The 21,808-nt window shown below is 38.2% G+C and carries 27 protein-coding genes; 8 read left to right on the forward strand and 19 right to left on the reverse strand.

Translation table 11 applies throughout. The features are described from left to right. Positions 1 to 5 precede the first annotated feature (5 nt). Positions 6 to 176 (forward strand): ribosome modulation factor, encoded by a 171-nt coding sequence (gene rmf, locus ACMVDV_RS04315; RefSeq protein ID WP_016707188.1) that lies wholly within the window; start codon positions 6 to 8, stop codon positions 174 to 176. A 73-nt stretch (positions 177 to 249) separates the two neighbouring features. Here rmf and fabA read toward each other — a convergent pair whose 3' ends face one another. Then, positions 250 to 765: a bifunctional 3-hydroxydecanoyl-ACP dehydratase/trans-2-decenoyl-ACP isomerase gene (gene fabA / locus ACMVDV_RS04320; protein ID WP_283710693.1), complete on the reverse strand. Its 516-nt coding sequence runs from the start codon at positions 763 to 765 to the stop codon at positions 250 to 252. A gap of 204 nt (positions 766 to 969) precedes the next feature. On the opposite strand from fabA, the gene ACMVDV_RS04325 reads away from it, so the two are divergent. From ACMVDV_RS04325 to ACMVDV_RS04335, 3 genes are read left to right on the forward strand one after another with little or no spacing between them, the layout of a single operon-like run. After that, the gene (locus ACMVDV_RS04325; protein ID WP_304179752.1) at positions 970 to 1,827 is read left to right on the forward strand and encodes a 6-carboxytetrahydropterin synthase; all 858 of its coding nucleotides are present in this window, start codon (positions 970 to 972) and stop codon (positions 1,825 to 1,827) included. Continuing rightward, positions 1,820 to 2,635: a M23 family metallopeptidase gene (locus ACMVDV_RS04330; RefSeq protein WP_416157314.1), complete on the forward strand. Its 816-nt coding sequence runs from the start codon at positions 1,820 to 1,822 to the stop codon at positions 2,633 to 2,635. The genes ACMVDV_RS04325 and ACMVDV_RS04330 overlap by 8 nt, the downstream gene beginning before the upstream one ends. A 5-nt stretch (positions 2,636 to 2,640) precedes the next feature. Beyond that, positions 2,641 to 3,072, forward strand: coding sequence for an acyl-CoA thioesterase (locus ACMVDV_RS04335; protein WP_064666260.1), 432 nt, complete (start codon positions 2,641 to 2,643; stop codon positions 3,070 to 3,072). 162 nt (positions 3,073 to 3,234) lie between these two features. On the opposite strand, the gene ACMVDV_RS04340 is transcribed toward ACMVDV_RS04335, so the two are convergent. From ACMVDV_RS04340 to ACMVDV_RS04405, 14 genes are all read right to left on the reverse strand, one after another. Beyond that, on the reverse strand, positions 3,235 to 4,557 hold the full coding sequence (locus tag ACMVDV_RS04340) for a Na+/H+ antiporter family protein (RefSeq protein WP_416157315.1): 1,323 nt from the start codon (positions 4,555 to 4,557) through the stop codon (positions 3,235 to 3,237). Further along, positions 4,554 to 6,548, reverse strand: coding sequence for a transglutaminase TgpA family protein (locus ACMVDV_RS04345; RefSeq protein ID WP_416157316.1), 1,995 nt, complete (start codon positions 6,546 to 6,548; stop codon positions 4,554 to 4,556). Before ACMVDV_RS04345 ends, ACMVDV_RS04340 begins: the two co-directional genes overlap by 4 nt. A 1-nt stretch (position 6,549) precedes the next feature. Beyond that, the gene (locus ACMVDV_RS04350) at positions 6,550 to 7,539 is read right to left on the reverse strand and encodes a DUF58 domain-containing protein (RefSeq protein WP_416157317.1); all 990 of its coding nucleotides are present in this window, start codon (positions 7,537 to 7,539) and stop codon (positions 6,550 to 6,552) included. Further along, positions 7,539 to 8,444 carry an AAA family ATPase gene (locus ACMVDV_RS04355; protein ID WP_304179764.1) on the reverse strand — a complete coding sequence of 302 codons (906 nt, stop codon included), beginning with the start codon at positions 8,442 to 8,444 and terminating at the stop codon, positions 7,539 to 7,541. The genes ACMVDV_RS04350 and ACMVDV_RS04355 overlap by 1 nt, the downstream gene beginning before the upstream one ends. Before the next feature lie 24 nt (positions 8,445 to 8,468). Continuing rightward, entirely contained in the window at positions 8,469 to 8,849 is a 381-nt protein-coding gene (locus tag ACMVDV_RS04360) for a response regulator (protein WP_304179765.1), read from the reverse strand. A 286-nt stretch (positions 8,850 to 9,135) separates the two neighbouring features. Continuing rightward, positions 9,136 to 9,501 carry a hypothetical protein gene (locus ACMVDV_RS04365; RefSeq protein WP_416157318.1) on the reverse strand — a complete coding sequence of 122 codons (366 nt, stop codon included), beginning with the start codon at positions 9,499 to 9,501 and terminating at the stop codon, positions 9,136 to 9,138. Position 9,502: 1 nt separating this feature from the next. Further along, a complete protein-coding gene (locus tag ACMVDV_RS04370; protein ID WP_416157319.1) occupies positions 9,503 to 9,919 on the reverse strand; it encodes a hypothetical protein in 417 nt (138 codons plus the stop codon). 192 nt (positions 9,920 to 10,111) lie between these two features. Next, positions 10,112 to 10,297, reverse strand: a complete 186-nt coding sequence (locus ACMVDV_RS04375) for a hypothetical protein (protein WP_339691066.1) — start codon at positions 10,295 to 10,297, stop codon at positions 10,112 to 10,114. An 80-nt stretch (positions 10,298 to 10,377) separates the two neighbouring features. Further along, on the reverse strand, positions 10,378 to 11,583 hold the full coding sequence (locus ACMVDV_RS04380; RefSeq protein WP_416157320.1) for a zonular occludens toxin domain-containing protein: 1,206 nt from the start codon (positions 11,581 to 11,583) through the stop codon (positions 10,378 to 10,380). 3 nt (positions 11,584 to 11,586) lie between these two features. Then, on the reverse strand, positions 11,587 to 11,901 hold the full coding sequence (locus tag ACMVDV_RS04385; RefSeq protein WP_416157321.1) for a hypothetical protein: 315 nt from the start codon (positions 11,899 to 11,901) through the stop codon (positions 11,587 to 11,589). A gap of 1 nt (position 11,902) precedes the next feature. Continuing rightward, positions 11,903 to 13,468, reverse strand: a complete 1,566-nt coding sequence (locus tag ACMVDV_RS04390) for a hypothetical protein (protein WP_416157322.1) — start codon at positions 13,466 to 13,468, stop codon at positions 11,903 to 11,905. A 112-nt stretch (positions 13,469 to 13,580) separates the two neighbouring features. After that, a complete protein-coding gene (locus tag ACMVDV_RS04395; protein WP_008467240.1) occupies positions 13,581 to 13,715 on the reverse strand; it encodes a membrane protein in 135 nt (44 codons plus the stop codon). A 250-nt stretch (positions 13,716 to 13,965) separates the two neighbouring features. Continuing rightward, positions 13,966 to 14,289, reverse strand: coding sequence for a hypothetical protein (locus tag ACMVDV_RS04400; RefSeq protein WP_416157323.1), 324 nt, complete (start codon positions 14,287 to 14,289; stop codon positions 13,966 to 13,968). Between the two features lie 39 nt (positions 14,290 to 14,328). Further along, the gene (locus tag ACMVDV_RS04405; RefSeq protein WP_416157324.1) at positions 14,329 to 16,320 is read right to left on the reverse strand and encodes a replication endonuclease; all 1,992 of its coding nucleotides are present in this window, start codon (positions 16,318 to 16,320) and stop codon (positions 14,329 to 14,331) included. Between the two features lie 587 nt (positions 16,321 to 16,907). Between ACMVDV_RS04405 and ACMVDV_RS04410 the strand changes: the two genes are divergently transcribed. Both ACMVDV_RS04410 and ACMVDV_RS04415 read left to right on the forward strand, forming a co-directional pair. Next, a complete protein-coding gene (locus ACMVDV_RS04410; protein ID WP_416157325.1) occupies positions 16,908 to 17,264 on the forward strand; it encodes a DUF3693 domain-containing protein in 357 nt (118 codons plus the stop codon). 808 nt (positions 17,265 to 18,072) lie between these two features. Beyond that, positions 18,073 to 18,198 carry a hypothetical protein gene (locus ACMVDV_RS04415; RefSeq protein WP_416157326.1) on the forward strand — a complete coding sequence of 42 codons (126 nt, stop codon included), beginning with the start codon at positions 18,073 to 18,075 and terminating at the stop codon, positions 18,196 to 18,198. A 35-nt stretch (positions 18,199 to 18,233) separates the two neighbouring features. Here the strand turns inward: ACMVDV_RS04415 and ACMVDV_RS04420 are convergent, their stop codons facing one another. Next, positions 18,234 to 18,542, reverse strand: a complete 309-nt coding sequence (locus ACMVDV_RS04420) for a hypothetical protein (RefSeq protein WP_416157327.1) — start codon at positions 18,540 to 18,542, stop codon at positions 18,234 to 18,236. Between the two features lie 132 nt (positions 18,543 to 18,674). Between ACMVDV_RS04420 and ACMVDV_RS04425 the strand changes: the two genes are divergently transcribed. Beyond that, on the forward strand, positions 18,675 to 19,499 hold the full coding sequence (locus tag ACMVDV_RS04425) for a hypothetical protein (protein WP_416157328.1): 825 nt from the start codon (positions 18,675 to 18,677) through the stop codon (positions 19,497 to 19,499). Positions 19,500 to 19,620: 121 nt separating this feature from the next. Beyond that, on the forward strand, positions 19,621 to 19,815 hold the full coding sequence (locus ACMVDV_RS04430; protein ID WP_416157329.1) for a hypothetical protein: 195 nt from the start codon (positions 19,621 to 19,623) through the stop codon (positions 19,813 to 19,815). Positions 19,816 to 19,902: 87 nt separating this feature from the next. On the opposite strand, the gene ACMVDV_RS04435 is transcribed toward ACMVDV_RS04430, so the two are convergent. The 3 genes from ACMVDV_RS04435 to ACMVDV_RS04445 all read right to left on the reverse strand — a co-directional run bounded on the left by ACMVDV_RS04435 (position 19,903) and on the right by ACMVDV_RS04445 (position 21,802). Next, entirely contained in the window at positions 19,903 to 20,274 is a 372-nt protein-coding gene (locus tag ACMVDV_RS04435) for a hypothetical protein (protein WP_416157330.1), read from the reverse strand. Positions 20,275 to 20,482: 208 nt separating this feature from the next. Continuing rightward, positions 20,483 to 21,055 carry a tRNA-(ms[2]io[6]A)-hydroxylase gene (locus ACMVDV_RS04440; RefSeq protein ID WP_416157331.1) on the reverse strand — a complete coding sequence of 191 codons (573 nt, stop codon included), beginning with the start codon at positions 21,053 to 21,055 and terminating at the stop codon, positions 20,483 to 20,485. A gap of 108 nt (positions 21,056 to 21,163) precedes the next feature. Further along, positions 21,164 to 21,802, reverse strand: coding sequence for a sulfotransferase (locus ACMVDV_RS04445; RefSeq protein WP_416157332.1), 639 nt, complete (start codon positions 21,800 to 21,802; stop codon positions 21,164 to 21,166). Positions 21,803 to 21,808 lie beyond the last annotated feature (6 nt).

A 21,808-nucleotide genomic window follows, 5' to 3' on the forward strand; every position in this document is an offset into this window, starting at 1 on the left:
TACCTATGAAGAGACAGAAAAGAGATCGGTTAGAAAGAGCTCATTCTCAAGGTTTTAAAGCAGGCTTAGCGGGTCGTTCAAAAGACCTTTGCCCTTATCAACAAGTGGACCCAAAATCAGAGTGGTTAGGTGGTTGGCGCGAAGCGATAGAAAATCGCAATATGTATAAAACCTAATTTTCATGTTTCGAATTTAAGCAAAAACGCCGCTGTATGAAGCGGCGTTTTTGTAGCAGATTTAATTATTTAATTAAAACGCACTGGTATCTTGGAATAAACCAACTTTTAAATCTTTTGCTTCGTAGATCACGCGGCCATCTACTTCAACTGTACCATCAGCCATACCCATGAAAAGTTTACGTTTAATAACGCGCTTCATAGTTAAACGGTAGGTCACTTTTTTAGCTGTTGGCAGGATTTGGCCGGTAAATTTAACTTCACCTACACCCAGTGCACGGCCAAGACCAGGCCCGCCAGACCAACCAAGGAAAAAACCAACTAATTGCCACATTGCATCTAAACCAAGGCAACCAGGCATTACTGGGTCACCTTTAAAGTGACAGTCGAAAAACCATAGATCTGGATTAATATCTAACTCGGCAACAATTTCACCTTTACCATGCTCACCACCGTCATCGGTGATTGAGATGATACGATCCATCATTAACATGTTGTCACTTGGTAGACGACAATTGCCTTCACCAAACATTTCACCTTGACCACATAGGATCAAATCTTCTTTTGTATAGCTATTTTTAGGTTCCATAACACTTATCATCGCTTAGAAATTGCCACGTACTTTAGCGTACACTTGTACGCTAAACAACTCGGAGCAGTTAAAAAAATAATTTATTTGCATGAAATACCACCGCTTAGGTGAAGAACATGCTAATTCCACGATTTAATCGCGCAATTAGGAGCAAAAATCATTATAATTACTGTGATTTTTTAACCAGTATAAAGGAAGTTTATGATCCTTTTTGTTAACGCACTTACCGTAATTGATTTTTCTTATCTTTGTAACAAACGAGGCGCAGTAGGTGAAAGCTGGATTGTTGATTTAACCTTGCATGGCAAGTTAAATGAAGAGTCTATGGTGCTCGATTTTGGCTTAGTTAAAAAGCAAATTAAAGGCATTATTGACCAATGTATTGATCACAAGCTGGCTATTGGCAAGCAAATTAACGGCCACGTTGAAAACCATGGTGACTATACAACGCTTGATTGTACGTTTGGTGATGAGCACCACTTAGCTATGAGCGCGCCAAACCAAGCATATTGCCTCATTGATGCTGACGTAGTTAATGAGCAATCGGTTATTGATTTTTTAATTGCGACTATTATGCCGCAGTTACCAAGCAATATAGATAAAATTGAAATTGAATTAAAGCCAGAGCATAGCAAGAGTTTTTATTATCACTATAGCCACGGCCTTAAAAAGCATGATGGTAATTGCCAGCGTATTATTCATGGTCATCGTTCGCAAATTGGTATTGCGCTTGATGGCATGGCGATGCCGCGATTACAAAAACAATGGGCTGATAAGTGGCAGGATATTTATTTAGCGACAGCTGAAGACCAAATTTCAGCTACGCAGTTACAACATATCAGCGCCAAAGAAAATGACCTTTGTTTCGCATATACTGCGGCGCAAGGCTATTTTGAGATGGCTATCAGTAAAGCCCGCTGTGATATTTTGCCAATTGATACTACGGTTGAATGTATTGCAGGTTATTTAGCTGAGCAAGTTAAAGCCCAGCACCCTGAAAATGATGTAAAAGTAACAGCGTATGAAGGGGTCGCAAAAGGATCGATTTGTTATGCGTAAATTATTTGCATTGTCGTTATTTGCCACTGTGAGCTTTTTTGCGGATGCCGTTGAGTTACAAGGTCACTTAACTCAAGGTGGCTTAGTGACTGGGAAAATTGAGGGTGTAAAGTCAGTTAGCTTTAATGGTCAAACATTAAAAACCACTGAGCAAGGCGAATTTGTATTTGGTTTTGGTCGTGATGCAGAGTTAACACATCAATTAAGCTGGGTTGATGCTGCAGGAGCACAACACCAACAAGCAATTGTGATCAGCAAACGTGAGTATAAAATTGATAAAATAACCGGTGTTGCGAGTAAATATGTATCGCCACCAAAAGAAGTCAGCGAACGCATTAGTCGTGAAGCGGTTGCTGTTAAAAATGCCCGTAAAGTTGACTCTGAACTTAGGTATTTTTTAGATCCTGTATACAAACCTGCCGAAGGTCGTATATCCGGTGTATATGGTAGCCAACGCTATTTTAACGGTGAACCACGTCGCCCTCATTTCGGCTTAGATATTGCGAATAAAACCGGTAGCCCAGTGTATGCTCCCGTTAGTGGCACTGTGGTATTTGCCGATAACGATCTTTATTACTCAGGTGGCACATTAATTTTAGACCACGGTCATAGTGTTACTTCGACTTATATACATTTGAGTAAACTCGATGTGAAAGTAGGGGATACCATTAAACGTGGCGAGAAAATAGCGGAGATCGGTGCTACAGGCCGTGTAACTGGGCCGCATTTAGATTGGCGTTTTAACTGGAAAGGCGAACGCCTTGACCCTGCACTTATGATGTTAGACACATTAGCGAACCAAAAGTAGAGAACATGACAACACAAGTAAACCGTGAAGAAATAATTGCTCAACGCATTAAAGATTCAACCACATCGGTAACTAAAACCGTTTTTCCTGGGCGTACCAATCATCACAACACTTTATTTGGTGGTGATGCACTAGCATGGATGGACGAAGTTGCGTTTATTGCTGCTACTCGCTTTTGCCGTAAACCTTTGGTAACCATTTCATCAGACAGAGTTGATTTTAAAGAAGCGATCCCTGCTGGTACTTTTGCTGAATTGATTTCAAAAGTAGTGCACGTAGGTAATACAAGCTTAAGAGTTGATGTGGAAATCTTCTTAGAAACGATGCATAGAGACGATAAACACTCGGCTATTACAGGCAGTTTTACCTTCGTAGCGGTTGATGATAATCACAGACCAACGCCAGTAGTATGCGATAAAATGATTTATGGTTTTTAGCAGCACTTATTAAAAAAGGAAGCACAATTATGTGTTTTCTTTTTTAAAGAAAAAGAACACATCATACTATATTTGGTTATACATATCCCTTAACAACAGCGTGTAAATTATAAAGAGATCGCCAAGTAGAAGGGGGCTTCTACTTGGTTTTAACTGGTAGGGTTAAAGTACCATGGCTGCTATCCAGCCAAATATAAGTAGCGGAATATTAAAGTGAATAAAGGTTGGTACCACTGAATCCCAGATATGGTCATGTTGACCGTCTGCATTGAGTCCAGATGTTGGCCCAAGCGTTGAATCAGAGGCTGGTGAGCCAGCATCACCTAAAGCGCCAGCCGTACCAACTAATGCAGCAGTAGCCATCATTGAAAAGTTAAGCTCTAAACACAAAGGCACAAATAAGGTGGCAATAATTGGCACGGTAGAAAACGAACTACCAATGCCCATGGTGATCATTAATCCAACAAGTAGTATTAATGCTGCGGCCAAAGGTTTATTACCATCAATAACTAACGCTGCACTTTGTACTAAGCTGGTTACATCACCGGTGGCTTTCATAACGGAAGCAAAACCTTGGGCGGAAATCATAATAAAGCCAATCATCGCCATCATAGCCACGCCCTTACTAAACACGTCGCTATTTTGCTCCCACTTAACTACACCAAACAAACTAAAAATCATCACCCCAACTAAGCCGCCTAAAATCATAGAGCCACTGACATTTTGTGCAACTAAGGAGGCGAGTACTGCGGTAATCCCTACCAGTAATACTTTTTTAGGTTGTTCAATGGCAATGCTTGTCACGTGTTCTTCATTTTCGTCTTGTTGATAACTTCGACGTTTTCTGTAACTAATAAACACAGCAATAAGCAAACCGACTAACATACCACAAGCCGGTATGATCATTGCCAGTGGCACTTGGTTATTAATAATCTCTAAGCCATTATCAACCAGATTTTTATGTAAAATTGAGTATAAATAAATGCCACCAAAGCCATAGGGCAAAACCATATACGATGTTGCTAAACCAAACGTTAAAATACATGCGATAGCACGACGGTCTAATTTTAACTTATTAAATACAATTAGCAGTGGGGGAATTAAAATTGGTATAAAGGCGATATGAACAGGCACAAGGTTTTGTGATGCAATTGCACAAGCCAAAATAATAAAGAGGATAAAATAACTTAGGCTAGTTTCACTATTGCCACTGTTGTTATTTACTGTTGCCAGTAATTTTGCCGCGAGTATACGGGTGAGTCCAGATTTTGATATTGCGACAGCAAAAGCGCCTAACATCGCATAGCTTAACGCAATTTCAGCACCACCAGAAAGGCCTGCATTAAACGCATTGAGTGTATCAGTTAAACTTAAACCTGCGGTTAAACCAGCAACCAAAGCACTCAGTGTCATTGCGACTATTACATTAACCCGTGCTAAAGTTAGCCCCAGCATTAATAAAACACCGATCACAACTGCATTCATAACTTTCTCTTCATCTTTGTTTTAATTAATTTTATCAGATCTTTACTGTGTTTTTTACGATAACTACTAAATACTAACTGACGATAACGCACATCGGAGTATAACTGCGCAAATTGTTCGATATATATTCGTTTCTCTGGTTGTTGCTCGGCGGCATAGTCTAAAAATTGCAAAGGAGTTTGGTTTGGCCTAGCAACAATGCCTTGTTTATCGCACCAACTAACTATTTTAAGGTAATCTTTGGCCAAGGCATGTGTGGGCTCGGGGGATTTTTTCGGCCATGATAAGTACACAAAATAACAAATAAATGCCAAGCACACCGTCGCTATTACAATCAATGAAATCTGCCACAGTTGTTTGTTACCAAATAGCTTGTTTAACAGGGATGCCTGTTTTTGCTGATCGAACCCTAACACCCAGCTTGTCCATTGGTAATCAAGGTTTTCAAGTTTGAGTCGCAGCCAATTAAAACCGGCTATATTGCTTAACCGTAATAGGCCAAAACCTAAATTACTGGTAAATTCATTATTCAATTGCGCATGCTGTGATAGTGAACCATTTAATCTTTCAGGCGAAACCACAGCCGTTGCATCAAAAATTTGCCAGCCTTTGCTTTTTATATACACTTCAACCCAGGCATGCGCGTCATATTGATAAACACTGAGATAGCTATTTTGTTGGTTGTACTCACCACCTAAATAGCCAGAAACCACACGAGCAGGAATGCCAACACTCCTAAACATAAATGCCGCAGTACTGGCATAGTGACCACAAAAACCACGCTTATTATTAAATAAAAATTGATCTAAGGTATTGCTACCCGTAATTGGATCCGGTGTTAATGTATAACTAAAGCCATTATTGGCAAAGTAATCGTATAAGGCAGTATAAAAAGCGTCGTCATCATTATTGTGTTGCTCAAATAAACGTTTAGCAAAAGATTGCGACTGCATATTTGTGTCTTTCGCTAAATTTAGTTGTACGTTTTGATACTGCGCGGTGCGAGGCAGCTGTGTAACAGCCAACGGATAACTTTGTGCTGTATAACTCACACTATTAGCTAAAAAACGTTTGCGCACTAATAAGCCATCACTGGTTGTTTTTACGTCTTTATGGGTTGAACTCGCAAGCTGTAAACCATAAAGCCAAGGTTTTGCTGCGGGCTCGGCAAATATTTGGTAACTATATAAAGGGTCATCAGTAAAATTAGTACTGGTTTGCTCGATAGCTTGCTTTGTTTTTAAAATGTCCGATATCAACCAGGTTTTGCCATCAAATTCATCATGTATGATGGCACGCCAGTAATAGGGCCCTGCGGGCCTTTGCTCATTAAACTTTGCTCTAAATACCAATTCATCTGAATTGGACAATTTAGCAATATCAAATGGGTCGACACTTTCAGACAAACCTGTTTTTGCTAATTTTGGCCCAGGCAGTTGCCAAAATGCCGGAACTTTCGGTAACAAAAGTAATAAGAAAATAGAGATAGGCAGTGCCAGTAATAACAGTTTCAAGCTGCCTTTCACTGCAATTTTTAAATTATGTGTGGACTCAATTAAAGCCAGTACGGCAAAGTTTAGAATATACAAGATGCTAATTATGAGTGTTGCGAACAGACTTTGAGAAAAAAGATACACCGTAGAAAGACTAAAAAAACTAAGTAACGTGATGGTTTGATAATGTTTTTTTGTAGTCGCTTGGAGTAATTTAAATAAACTCGACAAGATCAACATCGCCACAAACAAAGTAACGGTATCGCCAAAACCAACATCGTAAAACAAAACCAGTAAACTAAACCCCGCTAATGTATTGGCTAATAGTGCATTGGGTTTATTGCGGTTTAATAAAGTAATGACAAGATTCCAAATACACAAACTCACTAACAGTGTATTAAAAACCAACGGGAGTTCAGTAAAAATAAAACTGAGCACTAAAATATAAATAGCTGATAACGACAGATTAATTGCGCTTAAATTATTAATGACTCTCATGTTAATCCTTAGCCATTTTGGAAAAGCGACTAAGTGCTTCTAAGCAGTTTTTACAGTGTGCTTTTCCTTCGTTCACCTCAAAATAGCTGGCCTCTAATTGCAAACCGTAACGAGTACCTTGCAGGTAGGCTTGGCTGATCAAATAGCTCAATTGCTGCAAGCGCGATTCAGTATTGCCTTGTAACTGATTAAAATCAAAAAATACACTTTGAGCTGAGTAATTAACAAATTCTTTGACCATCAGCTGCTGAGTTTTAGCGTAGTGTTTCCATGACACTCGTTTCATATTCATACCGAGCTGATGGGGGCTTAGGCCATCAAACTCATCGCTTCCGTGAGTGTTCTTCTGATCGCCAGCACCCATGCTGTGGTGGTTTTGCTGATCAGCTTGTTGCACAGGTTTACGCTGTTGCGGGTAAACAAAAATAGTATGTGCTAATTGCAAATAACTCCACACAGAGACCAACCCAAATGGATAGCGACTAATAATTTTTAAACGCTTTAATGGATATTCACCCCGTTGTTTTAACGGTAACTCTAAACTAACTAATTGTGACGGTGTCGTTGTTTCAGCAATCGTTGTGAGAATTTTATTTTCGTAAATAAACTGTAGAGATTGGCATGTTTTATCGTGTGATAGCTGCAATTCTAGTTGTGCACAACTGGGAGCATAACTAGCAATATGCCTTTTGTAAGACACCGTTAAGCCTTTAACATTGTTATAGCCGATCAATAATGAAAAAATCATCACAACGAGCATCAAATAAGCCATCACTAAGATCAAATTATTTTGATAGTTCACAGCCAATATAAAATTCAGAGCGGTAACGAGTAAAAAACTGCTGCCAAGTTTGGAAGGTAAAATATAAATGTTGTTATGCGTTAATGTTAGCTGTTCGGTATTGTGTTTATTTTTAAGTAATAAACTGAAAAGCTTAGCCTTTAATTTAGAAAATAGAGCAGGGCGTGTTACTTTTTTATTCTCATGCATTATAAAGGTACATTAACGTCATTTAATAATTGGTTGAGCTGTTGTGCACTTACATCATGATTTAAACCTAATCGGTGCTCTGTTACGCTTGCAAAGATGACTTGTACATCGTCAGGGGTGACAAAATCACGGCCATCAATAAACGCCCATGCTTGCGCAGCTTTTCCTAAAGCAATACTGGCTCGTGGAGAGAGCGCATTAGCAAATTGACTATTATTGCGTGTAGCCCAAACAAGCGCCAAAATATAATCAACAACCGGCGTACTTAAAGTAACAGTGCTAATTTTATTTTGTATTTCAATTAATTGAGCTGCGTTAATACGCACTGGCAAACGGTCATAATCTCGATTGTTTTGGCCTAAAATCAATTTTCGTTCTGCATCTTTTGGTGGAAAACCCAAGCTAATACGCATAAAAAAACGGTCTAATTGAGATTCAGGTAAAGGGTAAGTTCCTGATTGATATAAAGGATTTTGAGTAGCTATAACAAAGAACGGACTGGGCAGGGCGTGTTTATCGCCATCCATGGTTACTTGGTTTTCTTCCATAGCTTCTAATAAAGCACTTTGTGTTTTTGGACCGGCCCGATTTATTTCATCCGCTAATACGACTTGGCTGAAAATAGGCCCTTTATGAAAAGTAAATTCATGTTTATTGGCATTAAAAATACTTGAACCAAGTATATCCGAGGGTAATAAATCACTGGTAAATTGCACTCGCTGATACGTTAAGCCTAACACAGCAGCAAGCGCATGGGATAAAGTGGTTTTCCCCATACCAGGCAAATCTTCAATTAATAAATGCCCTTGGCTGAACAAGCAAGTTAATGCGAGCTTGATTTGCTGCTGTTTGCCATAAATAACCCCAGATAAATCATCAATGATCGCTTGTACAGTTTGTTGCATAGTAACCTTATGGTTTTAATCGGATTAAATTAGTTCTAGGCGCTTCATTACCGTATCAACTTTTTTTGCATTAAATGGTTTTGCAATAAAACCTTTAGCGCCAAGTTCCCAGGTATTTTGCACATTCTCAAGGCTGTTGTGGCCTGAGCACATTACAACATAGGTATGTGGGTAATTGTCATTTAGGTACTCAAGAATTTCAGTACCGTCGGTGTCGGGTAATTCAATATCAAGAAAAATAACATTAGGGGATTTTTCATCAATCAAAGTTTTCGCTGATTCAAAATCGTTGCTTTCAAGAATATCTTCAAAACCTAACTCAGTTAAGATTTGATTTAAGTAGTCACGTATATCTTGAACATCATCAATTATTAGGATTGGTTCTAACGGGCGCACAAATTCCATATTGTTTACTTCTTGTGATACAGCTTAAATTGTATTTTTAATACTATGCTAAGCGATAATGAAGCTCAAGAAAGATACCCGAATTAAATAAGTATTATTCAAATAAACCCTAACTAAGTCCGATACCGTCTAGTATTGGACTTAGTGGGAGTTTATATAGGGGTATTCACAGGTGTTTACCCCTCTATAGTTAATAACCTATAATTTACATTACAGTGTAAGAGAAAAGGGGTGAAAACCCCTTTATTTATAAGCAATTACACCAGTTCACAAGTTTGACAACTCGTCAATCATTCCTAGCTCTCTCGCAAGCTCCATCCATCATTAGCTTATTTCTTTCAGATTTAATTTCAGAATATTCCCCTGTCCAAAATTGGCACGTTTCATCGTTAATTCTTCGGGCATTATTGATTCTCTCTTGTTCAATAGCGCGAAATTTAGCTTGTTCCGCTTGGTGTTTTTTAATTTCTTCTGCTTTTAAACTTCGTCTTACTGCTGCTGCTTTTTTATCTCGCTCGTTTTGAATGGAACGTGCTTTTAGTTCCTTTTCAAGAGTATTAAGCTGATAAGACAAATAAAGTTCAACGACACCCAATAGCGTTAATCCTGAAAATGTAAGGCAAAAATATAATTTAATATAATTTAGTTTCATTTTAACTCCCTGTACGTTCTGAAATTTCTCCAATAATATCGAGTAATTGAGTTTGTAAATCTGATAAGTATTGGTCTTGGGTTTTATTCTGCTCTTTAAGTTTTTTATACATTCCTTCGGATTCACGTGCTGACCATTTATAACGGTGGACTAATTGAACGTCTGAAGCGCGAACGCCACCCCAAGGAGTGGACATTGTATGATCGTGAATAGAGATTTTGCAATCTGCCCACGGACCAAAGTCGGGTAGGTAACCGCGATATATAATATTTAAAAGTTTTTCTACTGGCTTACTAGCTTTGCCAGCTTTTAAGTATCGCCTAATTTGGCGTTCACTTACACCCAGTTCTTTAGCGCCTTTGGCGTAGTCATAACCAAAAAGTGATAAATATTGCCTATGAAATTCTGATTTAAACATTGTGATTTTTACTCCTTTTAAAAAAATCACAATGCAAAATCACAAATTCAAACTCCGAATTGGTTTATCAAGGGCGCAAGCGCGGCATCGAGTAACTAAGGGCAGGGGTTGCGCTGCGCTTGGTTACGACCGATAAGCAGTGATGCTAAATTAATAACAGTGTGCGGTCTACATGGCTGCGCCATAGGTACGCTAAACTGCCTTTTTCATGCGACCAGTTATGACACTCCGAGCCATGAAGGGTATATGGTCAGGGTTATCGATTAAAAACTCTATCATTTGTTTTATCTCAACTTCTGAGTCATCAGGTATCCAAAGGGTTACTTTCTTTAACCCTTTGCCTTTTTGCTTTTGTTCGTACTTTTGATTTCTAGTCATAGTGTCACCAGTGACGGGTTGTTAATTGGGTTGTATTGCCAGAGTCGCAAGGCCACCTCCCGCAAGCGGGTCCCTCCTCGCTACTCTGTCAATTCTGTTGGTGCTTCATCAAAAACACCTATTTTTGGTGAGTCACAAGTTAAAAAGTCATGGTATTTTTTATAACTTATTTCTATAACACAACTGGAGCGAACAACAACGGCATAGCCAGCAAGTATCAAATCACGTAAGGACAAATCAAAAATATGCTGTCCGTTTTGGCTGGCGCTTAGGTAATAGTTTTTAGTTAATCGGCCAAGCTCGGTATACTCACCCCAACCGACAATATGAAGCCCGACCTTATAAAATGGGTGCTTTTTTTCTTCAGCTTCTTTTGCTTTTTTCTGCTCCTCAATAATTTTTTCAGCCTCTTTTTGCTTGGCTAAATACTCTGGAGGTAAAGCAGTATTTTGCCCTGGAGCAGATGCTAAATTATATCCTGGTCTAGCTCCAGGGCTGGATTGAAATTCACCATTACTTACAAGTGGTTGCGTTGATTTTTCTGTTTCAATTTGGTTTTCAGACTGTTTTTTAAATCCCAAATAAAGTAAAAAAATGGCGAATATAAAAAACACAACCGAGCCTTTAATAAACCAGTTGTCATACCATTTTTTTATATCGCTTGGTGCAGCCTCTTTTATTGATTGGTCACTCTTAGTGTGTGACTGGTAAAACTTAAAATACTTCTTTTCGTACTCACGTTCGTGAGTTGCAACAACGGTTGAATTGGTTTTAGATGAACCATCATGAACTTTTAAAATATACTTATCATCTTGGCCCATCATAGACTTTTTAATAGCTCGATAATGGTTGCTGACTAAGTTTCGTATATCTCTATCGACCTTGCTAAATTCTTGAGTAATAAGCATGATGTCAAAGCCGTAATGGCGATGTAAATCATAAAACTGTTTAAGTTCTTTGTCAGTTGAGCCAGTTGGTAATGCCAAATGACATTCATCTATGAAAAAATAAACTCGGTTGCCCTGTTCATTTTTCCAATCTTCATATTGTAAGTAGTGCTCTTTTTTTGAGAATGGCCGTTGACCGCCATAGTTATGGAACTCACCGTCTACAACTTCAATTAAATCACGGCAATATTCACCGAATACTGAACAAAAATGGTCAATGTTTAATGGTAGGTTTGTTACGACTTTGCGCTTATGCTCTGTGATAGTTGGTATTATGTGTCGTACAACCGCTTCGTAGCTTTTACCGCCGCCCGTTCTTCCTGATATGCCGTGAATCATTTCTTAGCTCCCTAATCTTACAAATGGTATTAGTTGAAGCAATAAACGAATTGTTATAGAGATAATAATCATGCCCATTGCTTGAGATAATCCAATCGCTGACGCGTAGTAACTGACCTCAGGAGGGAGTGAGCTTATGTGACTAGCAATATCTAAACCTTCAAAAAAACTATCAAGGCCATGAATGGCTAATATAGAAATGTCCATAAAACTTTCGAATAGCCAGATAAAGATATCTTTATAAATATCTTGAATAGTTAAAACTAAGCTATAAAAAAATTGCTTAGCTTCATTCCATGTTTCTGCGAACCAATCCATATTAACCTCCAAAAATTAATGCGCGACACAAAAAAGCCGCAGTAATTAGTATGAAAATTTTAATTATTGATAAAAGTTGAGGGCTTGCGATAGGTAAATCATCGCAACCAAAATCCATTTTGCGACCAAGGTCAAAACAAATTTGTGTTTCTGGGGCTTCGCCACCGGAGTCAAATTTAAATTGCTCTATAAATTTAACAGTTTCTGTTTGTTTAAACGCTGTGCTTTTTTCTTCCCATACACCTTCGAAACCATTTTCATAACTTGACTCGTAAAAGCTAGATGATGCGTCTGGGTTAAATGTTGATGGAATTTTAGAGGGTTCAAGAGCTTCAAGAATTCCCTTTGTATTGCCTGCGATTGCATCGGTGTTACCAGCTATTAAAGATGAGCTATTGTTGATATTACCTAAAATTTGATTAGTGGCATCTTGCTTAAGTGATATATCACTGAGCTTTGTATTTAGACCACCAAGTAATTCATTAGAGTCAGAAACGCCCGATTTTATGCCATCTAGCGTTGAGCCCATACCATCTAGTTTACCGCCTAATCCATTTATTAAATTATTGGTTTGAGTCATATCGGTTGGGTCTGGATTTTCAGGGTCTGGATTGTCTGGGTCTGGATTGTCTGGGTCTGGATTATCAGGATTCTCGTCTTTGTCTGGTATTCCATTAGCGTTTTTATCTTCATAAACACAAACATACTCACCATTAACAGAACCGCAACCGGTTGGACATTGGTAAACAGTTTCATTGTTAACTAATAAGGGGTTGCATGCCTCATTAGGATCAACTGGACAAACTGCGAAAAACTCTAGAGAACCAACAACTGCACAATCACCATCGGGGGTTTGCGGTTCGCCATAAGGAGGTTCTTCGCCAGAACATTGTTGACCTGTTTGTGTATAGCCATCACCGAAATCATTTTTTGAATATTTACATTGTTTACCAGTTGAAGTTGTATAACAAACAGAACCTCCAGTAGGTACATCTAAACCTGTTTTGGGAGGTAAAAAACTATTATCTCCAAATTCATCACAACTATTATCTGGCTCTGGCTCAGGTGGAATATCAGATTTTAAGCGATAACATAACTTTTTACCGGTTGAATCAGTAACTGGAATAGTATAAGTAGGGTTATTTTCGGGCGGACAATAAGATATCTCTTCTGGTTCACCAACGGCGCGAGCGCCATATTGATATTTAGGACCAACGACAATTGGAGAATCGCAAGAACCCCAATTTTTCTTATTCCATTGAATTGTTATATATCGTGTATCCTCATTTACGATATCAGCAAAAAAACTACAAAAATTATTATCGGTTTGAATTTGTGATTTCGCATAATCTGTTACAGGTGCTATACAAGCAGAATGAGGGGGCTCTGTTAATAAACCACTTGTTGAACTACCTACGACATAATTATTTGTAACACAGTCAAAAGATGATTGGTATTTTGTTTCTGCGGGTACAGGTACTGGGTCGTATGAATCAGGTATTGATGCATAGGAATTAGAAACAAAAAAAGCGCTAATAAGCGCCAGTGTATATATTAAAATTTTCATTGGCTGTTATCCCCAACCGAAATTTTTACAAACTATGTAACCAGCTATTGCCCCTATCAATGCACAAATTGTGTAGATAAGGGCGACAATTAGGCCGCCCATATTCAGTTCCTTATGCTTTAGCAACTGCACGCTTGGCAAGAGTAATTCCCTTGTAAGCAAGTGCAACGCCAACGATTAAAACACCAGTAGCGCCAACAAAAGTTGCAACACCAGCCATATCTACAGCAGCAAAAATATCAGTCATGTTTTTATTCCTTAAAGTTTATTTATAACCATTCGGGCAGCCTTCACTTTGAAGGACAGAAACCCTAGGGTAATGATTAGGCCAAAAGCCCAAGTAAAAGCGCCCCCGATTTCGAGAGCTGTTATCTGAATGCTGTTAACATATGCAGCCGCATCATGTGAAGGGACAAGAACGTAGCCTGAGCATTGTTCGAGTGTTTCACTTGTTGGGCTTAACGTGCCGTCAGCATTTAGATAAATACATTGCATAACTAGCTTTTAACCTGTTTTGTTTCTGTAGGTAAGCTATGTAAGCGGAAACCTTTCCAATCCATTTGACGTGCCACGTTAGCACCTTCGTAATATTCAATATTGAGTAAAACAGGTTTTAAACCCCAGCCGTTAGGGTCTGACTGTAAGTGCTCAATTTGCTGATAAGTACCATCGTTAAATTGGTCAGCAGATACCTTCACAGATAGAATCTGAGCAGGGTTTTTAGTATGCAGCTTGAACTCGCCAGTCGTAGGCAGAAGAGCGCCTTTATCATCTGTGCGGTTAACTTTTACTAGGTCTGTAATAGCGCCTTCAATATTCATAATTTCTCCAATTGGGTTTAGTTTTATTAATAGTTACAGTTAATGACACAAGTCCAAGCTCGCGACTTCGTCGCTCGAAATGTTGCCAGCCAGAGCTTCATAATCCATGAATAGACACATGTTTTGATAATCTTCCAGAACACACGCTTCAAGGAACTGCATATCTTCATCACTAGGTGCGAATAAACGACCATCATCGTGCCAGCCTTGAATTTGTTCAGACACACCACACATGATTTTACGTTGTGCCCGTAAATCTGTTTCAGTGAGTATCTGGGTAGTACCGCGACGAGTGATTACAACAACGGCATCCCATGCAACGCCTAAAATTCTGTTAGCTGGTTGGTCACCGTATTTAGTAGCAAAGTAGGGCGATTTTGTTTCGCTGCGGCTAACTTCCCCCGTGATACGGTCAACAATATCGGGGATTTGGTAATGTATGCGTAGGGTTTGCTCTTTACGTTTAACTTGTACGCCACCCATAGCAAGGCAAAATGCTTTCCAATCTGATGAATCAGCGGCTTGGCGTACCTTCTCAAGTGCGTATTTTGAAACTGTATCTAGTGTTGTATTCATTGCGTTTGCAACCTCACATTTGCCAGTATCACCTTGGCCTAATCGTCTAAGTTCACGCCAAAGAGTGACCGAAGGGCCGCCAATTTGCTGGAAACGTCTAATATCAAATGTACTCGCCCAAGTAGATGCACGTTCTGCGGCATCCGCTGGAAGTATTTTCATTTCACCCGCCTGCGAGCAAATCACTTTATCTATGCTGTCACCAGTCACCGCTTTAGTGATGTATTTAGCAATGTAACCAGCAGCAGAGCCTTTACTCTTATTAATCGTAATGGCCTTAAAGCGGGTGGTGCTTGTTCTAAATTCAGTGGGTGTATCTTCCGTACACAGCTTTTTCATGATTGCGCGGACTTGTATTGCATCGCCTTTTTCCATGAATAAAAGCATGTGCCAGTGTGGGCAACCGTCATGATGTGGTTCAACAACACGAAATCCATATGGACGTAAATTTTGTTTAGAGAATAGGGCGCGGGCACGTTTCCAAATACCGTTAAAATATTCCTGTGCATCCTGAGGGGTTGAACCATCATATTTATTATTTGGTCTACCAGTATGGTGAACTGCATGAAAACGGCTAGGCGCAGATAAAGTATAGAACTCGCCACGATGGCCGTGCATATCTGCCAGCTCTTCAAAACCGCGAATTCTTACCATTAATTCGGCTGCTTGTTGCTTACCGGATGTGTGCGAACGTTCGATAATTGATTGTAGTGTCTCGAACTCATCAAACGGATTTGCATCGTTTGGAACAACAAATAAATCAGACATTATTTCGGCTGATTTACGCTTACGTTCTCGGCGGTTCTGGATGGTTGGTTGTGATACATAAGCACTCGCTTTTTTATGTACGAGTCTTAAATCACGTGCGAGTTGTTCGATAGTAAACGCTTGGATTTTACGTAATTTACGACGCCAGAAAATAGGGTCAGCAAAGCGATTTAAAATACCTGTTAAAGAGTCGGCTGAAAAATGCGTGCAATAAGGTGCTATTAATTCAGGTTCTTGAATATCAAAGGAATTTAGGTAGCCGCGGAGTAATTTTAACGTTGCAAAAGTGTATCCTGACTTACTTATTTCTAACTCACAATAGCGCGCTTTTTGGTCTGAAATTTCGCATAGTTCATCATCAGAACATGAGAGATTTATATAACCAAAAACAGGATTTCCACGTTTTAAAACTGTATCAGCATGCTTCAATCGTCTGTCTGCTTCGACTAAACCATTAAACTTTTCAGCTAAAAAGTAGCCAGTACTTAACATGTGAGACAGGTTTGAATACGTCTTAAAAATACGATTTCTAAAGGCTTTACTATCAAAATAGAAACCTGTAGCTGGCTTATTATTAGGGTTATGAATGCTAATATCTGAATGCACTTTATCAAAATTAGCAGTCAGATTAATCGCTGTTTTAAGCGGGAAAACTTGAGCATATTGAGCGTTAGATAATGAGTTCATTGTTTAGACACCGAAGTAAAAAGCCAAATTAAACAAAAAAGGCATAATAAAAAGCCTGATGCTAGTAAAGAAGCAAGTGGGAAATAAATAACAAAGTCGTTATTACTTTCGACAGGTATCAGGAAGGTGACGAGTGCAATTAAGAACCATAAAAATAAAAAACCGATTAAATTTTTCATTACTTAAAGTCACCATTCGTTGAATAGATATCTTTGGTTATTTTGTTTATTACTAACAAAGCCATTAAAACCATAAAAAGATATGAGGAAGAAAAAATAACGATAGTCACAGGGTCAGCAACTGAGATAGAAAAATTATCCAAAAGGCAATTTGATAATGTGAGATCTAATTCTTGTAGTATTTCTAAACTCATATCAGTATTTTCCCTATAAAGTCCGATACTATTCAGTATTGGACATTGCAGTGCGATGTAGTGCACAATCCTGCGAACCTGCATCATCTAAAAAAGAGCACAAACATGTGCTCTGTGCTGTAAGTTAGTGCACAAACTAGTGCTCTGTCAAGATTTAATAACATATTAATTTGATAAGAAGTGAACTAAAATATACTTAAAATTAGGAGGTAATATGAGTTTCAGCTACGAGCTTATTGAAAAATATAAGGTTTTTATGGGATACACTCAGGATAAACAAGTTATTGCTGATATTGATGCAATGACAAAAGGAAGTATGAGTGATATCAAAGGCGGTAGAAGGCATTTAACAGCTAACCAATGCATATTTATCTGTAAAAAAATGAATATCGATTTCAAGCCTGAGTTAATACAACTAGCAATTGAACGTTCAAAGACGAAAGAAGAAGTTAGCGCATGGACTGAAGTTGCAAAAAAGATTAGCGCTGCATGTGTAGCGGGATTACTGCTTTTAACGGCATCTTTCACCCAAGTTCAAGGGGCGCATTCGCGCATACGACATAACCCATAATTTACATTATGTTAAATAGAATAAATTTGATAAATAACAAGCTAATTACCGTGATTAATAAACGCTATTTTCCCTACTAGTATGCAAATTTAGATTAAATCAGTTACACCAGTTTCAAACACCTCATTCACATAACTAACTGTTAATGGCTGGTCGTTTCGCTTGGATGTTAAATACACACTTTAAAAGCTGTTTAATATTATAAGCTGACTATGTGCTCTACTGGTTTACATCACTACATAGCGTTGCCGATGTTTAAACTTTTCGGCATCTATGATTGCATTAAACGTTGGTTCTAAACTCTGTTGTGATCATCAAACCTTGTTCGATATTTTCCTACATAAGCAAACCTATTTGGTTTTTGAGCTGCGTTCAATATTGCAGTTGGCTAGTTGAGAGCTGCTAACTGTTTACATGACATTTCATTTAGTAAATTTACAGGCAAGTACCCTAACGTAAATTAATGGCTATTTAATATCGATTTTTTATGCGCTAACTTTTTGCTTGCTGGGATTTTAACGTTGCTTCGCTATTAACCTATCATTTATCCAAATAAAACACATAAGGATCAAAGAAATTGATACTGGAATAGCAATTGCGAGCCAGAAATATTTGTAAGTAAAAACGCTAGGGATGTTTTCTTTTTGATTGACGCTTGCCATGAAAGGCCTCTCCTTGAGAACTAAAAGCAAAGTACCAGAAAGCAACTTAATGTAAAGTGCGTTAATCAATTAATTGTTTTTAAACTTTACAAATGTAATTACATAAACAATATTTACATGATACTTACACTTGTAAGGGGTGCACTATGAAATTAATCACAATTATTGCTGCTTTAACTATACTTTGTGTAAGCGATTTTAAGCGCTCTATTGATTTTTGTGGCTATGATGGCTTGGCTAAAAGTCGTTTAAACACGCTCAATCGAATTTAAACAGAGTTTAAACATGGTTTAACTTGGATTTAAAGTTATGGTTTAGTGTTTTGGTGGTTAAGCCATGTTTTATGAAATTGTTGCTTGGTGGGCTTGAACTCTAAATATAGATCGTTAGACATAGTAAGGTTGTTATTAAGCGTTAGCCGAATGTACTCAGACTCAGTTATGATTTGATCAGCATAAGCTTGGTTAACGGCATCTAAAAAGTCTTTGCTTGGGTTTGATTCTAATTTATTGGTAAGTGCTGCATAGAGTTGCGGCATTGCCTCATCGGGGTTTGATGATAGGTATTTATCTGGGTTGTTATAATAGACATAGGCAGCTATACCGATGCCGTACAAAACTAGGGCTGCTGCGATAACTAAAAGTAGTTTATTGAATTTTTTAGATATGTTTGTTTGATCATAACCAGTCCTTGGCGATTCTGTATTTATTTAATATAGTAGCTTACAAATAAAACTCAAGGACCTGATGTGGAAACGGTTAATAAGATTTTAAGTTGGCTTGGTGAGTGTTTTAAAGTAGAAGAAGATAAAGCACTGCATGAGAACAAACTATTTTGGGTAGTAGTTCTAGTTCCTTTATTTTTCATCACGTGGATTTCTTGGAGGTTAAGTGAAGAATTAATAACTAAAGGTCTTTACAACCCTCATGTTAGTGCTGAGTCGTTAGCTAGTTTTGTTAATTATTATGCATTCCCTATTGCGTTATTAACTGTTCCACTCACGCTTGCAGTGATGATTAATCGATTTCATTCATCAAAACAAAAAGCGAAAACTAATCGATTGATTGAACAGAACAACACTGCTAATAATTTTTACACACACTACAAATACTTCCGTGAGCATTGTGAATCAATAATAGAGAAGCAATCGATAGAAATAGATATTGATATTTTTTATAACTTTATTTTCCCAGAAGCGAATGTTAGTAGGTTTTCTACTCATTTAAACCCAAAATTTATAGAGCTTTTGGAAAAGGAGCTAGAAAAATTAAATCAAAGGTATCAAAAATATAGCGAATTACCTTACGAAGATCCTTATAAAGGTAAAATGTATAGAGCAAGTACACCGTTCAAAGGCGAATTGAAAGCATTTTCACATAAATTTGAATTTTATGGTTTAGTAAAAGGTATATATATTAATAAAGATAAGAAAGAATGTCACCTTACTCAATACAATGAAGAACTTAAAAAAACTTATGATAGTATTGTGAGGATATTGAGCAATCAAGGTGTTTCAAGCAAAGAAGAAGCAATAGATTTCATCAAAAAATTAAGTATTAATATGAAATCTTAGCATAGCTATATTTTTCTAAATTTAGTGACTATTGAACCGCTGTAAAGTCTTTTCCAGCGGTTCAATAGTCACTACCCCCCTACACTGGGTGCCACTTAGTTAGTTTATTGGCACTTGGAACATGGCAGACAAAACAACCCCAAACACCCAATTTGATTGGTTTGAAGTTTTTAAAGCAGGCACGCAAACCGACGCTAAAGGCGTTACTCATTCGTTTAACGACGCTGATTTAAACAGCGTTGTAGCCAACTTTAAACCAAAGAGCGCACCGCTGGTTATTGGCCACCCAAAAATGGACGGCCCTGCTTGGGGTTGAGCATGTGAATTAAAGACTGTAGGCGGATGTTTGTGGCAAAATCTAAGACTAATGTACTGATATTACTCGGGCTCAAATTCGGCTATCTCACTGGTTTGCTAGCAATTGAAACTCTTCACGATTCTCTAAATACTTTTTAAACGTAATACGTGCGTGCCAAAGTTGCTCTTCAGATTGCATTTGATAAATAACAGGCCCTGAGGTTTCTTTGGCTAAGTGCAGTAACTTACTGTATTCGCGCGCATCTATTTTACCATCGTCAAAATAAGACTCTGCAACGTTGATAAATTCACGGTCGTTATATACATCCATGTGCCAAATAAGCGATCGATACATATTTGCTGTTACCTCAACCGAGGCTGTTGTTTTATTGAACAGCACAACTTCACTGTAAATTGAATTTCCAGTAAGACCTATGCCCACTAAAGATAAAGTTGTGAGTGTCATCATCCATTTCATGCTCAACGCCTCATCATTACTTATGCATATAAGTATAGGAGATGAATATTTAATATGATGTTTATTTAATCAATCTCATATTTAACTATTATTTTTATAATTAATGATTGTTGTTTTAACGATGTTTTTTTATTGCCATAAACTGTGAGTTATTAGCAATTAGGTGGCATATATTGGCTATAACTCACGGCTTAACAAATTGATATGATTAGTGAAGTGCTGCGGTAAATGGGATGCTTTGACAAATTTTTGCTTCCGCAATGAGTATTTCTTCTAAACGGGTATCAACGTCACTTTTATCAAAATATTCATAGGCTAATTCAACAAATAGGTTTTTATGCTTTTCTTCCGACTTGGCGATAGCAACGTAAAAATCTTTCTCTTTACCAAGCGGCAGCGCTTGAGCAACCAGTGAGAAACGTTCATGTCCCCTCGCCTCTATAACAGCGCCGACTAACAGCCTATCCATTAAAAACTCGTCACGACCATTTCTAAATACAGCACGAATTTGTTTCACGTAGGGATCTTTTTGGTCGTTGCCTAAGTTAACATCGCGGTCAAGAAGCAGTTTGAGTACTTGCTTGAAATGGATCATTTCTTCCAGTGCTAAATCGGTCATCGCTTTCACAAGCTTGCGGCGATCAGGGTAATGCGACAACATCGACATCGCCATGCCCGATGCTTTTTTCTCTGCAGCAGCATGATCTTGTAAAAAGGTATCAAAGTCAGCGAGCACAGCTTCGGTCCATGAAAATGGTGTATGGTATTTTAATTCAAACATAAATATTTCACCTCAAAACTAATGGCGCGATTTTAACGTAATTGAACAGCAAAATCTTGTTCCGGAGACAATTTTAAAACCAATTATATGTATTAGCTGTCACCGTATTTAAAGTGCTGGGTATAATTGCTTATCAATTTTACCGTTTGCGGTTGATGCTATTTTAAGTGGGTGTTTGATGGCATTCCACGCTGTGACCTTGCCGCCGATATTCATTTTTTCAAACTGAGTGAGCGCTGTTTGTATCTGTAAGAATGCACACAGTGACGCAAAGCTGGTTGGATTGGCGATATCAATGCAGAGAAAATCTGTGGGGCGATTTAAAAAATAATGCTGGGCGGTCTTTTTATGCTCTGCATAGCAGCGCAATAAGTAAGCGTCATTTTCAAGATCATTACTCGAAAAATCGCCAAACGTATTGAAATAACAGCGCTTAATATGAGGGTTAAATCCCCCATCCGCTCTTGTTAGGTTTACCTGCATTCGTTGTAATAGCTGGCGAATTGACGGCAGCCATTTTTCAGATCCACGCTCTAAATAAATAAACTTAGCGTTTGGATATCGCTTATCAAGCAGCTGGTAATCATTAAAAATTGGCGTATCAGCTAGAACCTGAGCATTTACAAAGGTTTTTTGAATGTATGCCGTATGCGCGCAGCTAAAGCCTAACTGTAAAAATGCATGGCATACACTGGTCGTGCCCGTACGAGGTAAGCCAATAATAAAAATTTTAGTGTTTGGATCCATAACGAC

The sequence above is a fragment of the Pseudoalteromonas sp. ASV78 genome (genome assembly GCF_047806705.1).
GTDB lineage: Bacteria > Pseudomonadota > Gammaproteobacteria > Enterobacterales > Alteromonadaceae > Pseudoalteromonas > Pseudoalteromonas prydzensis_A.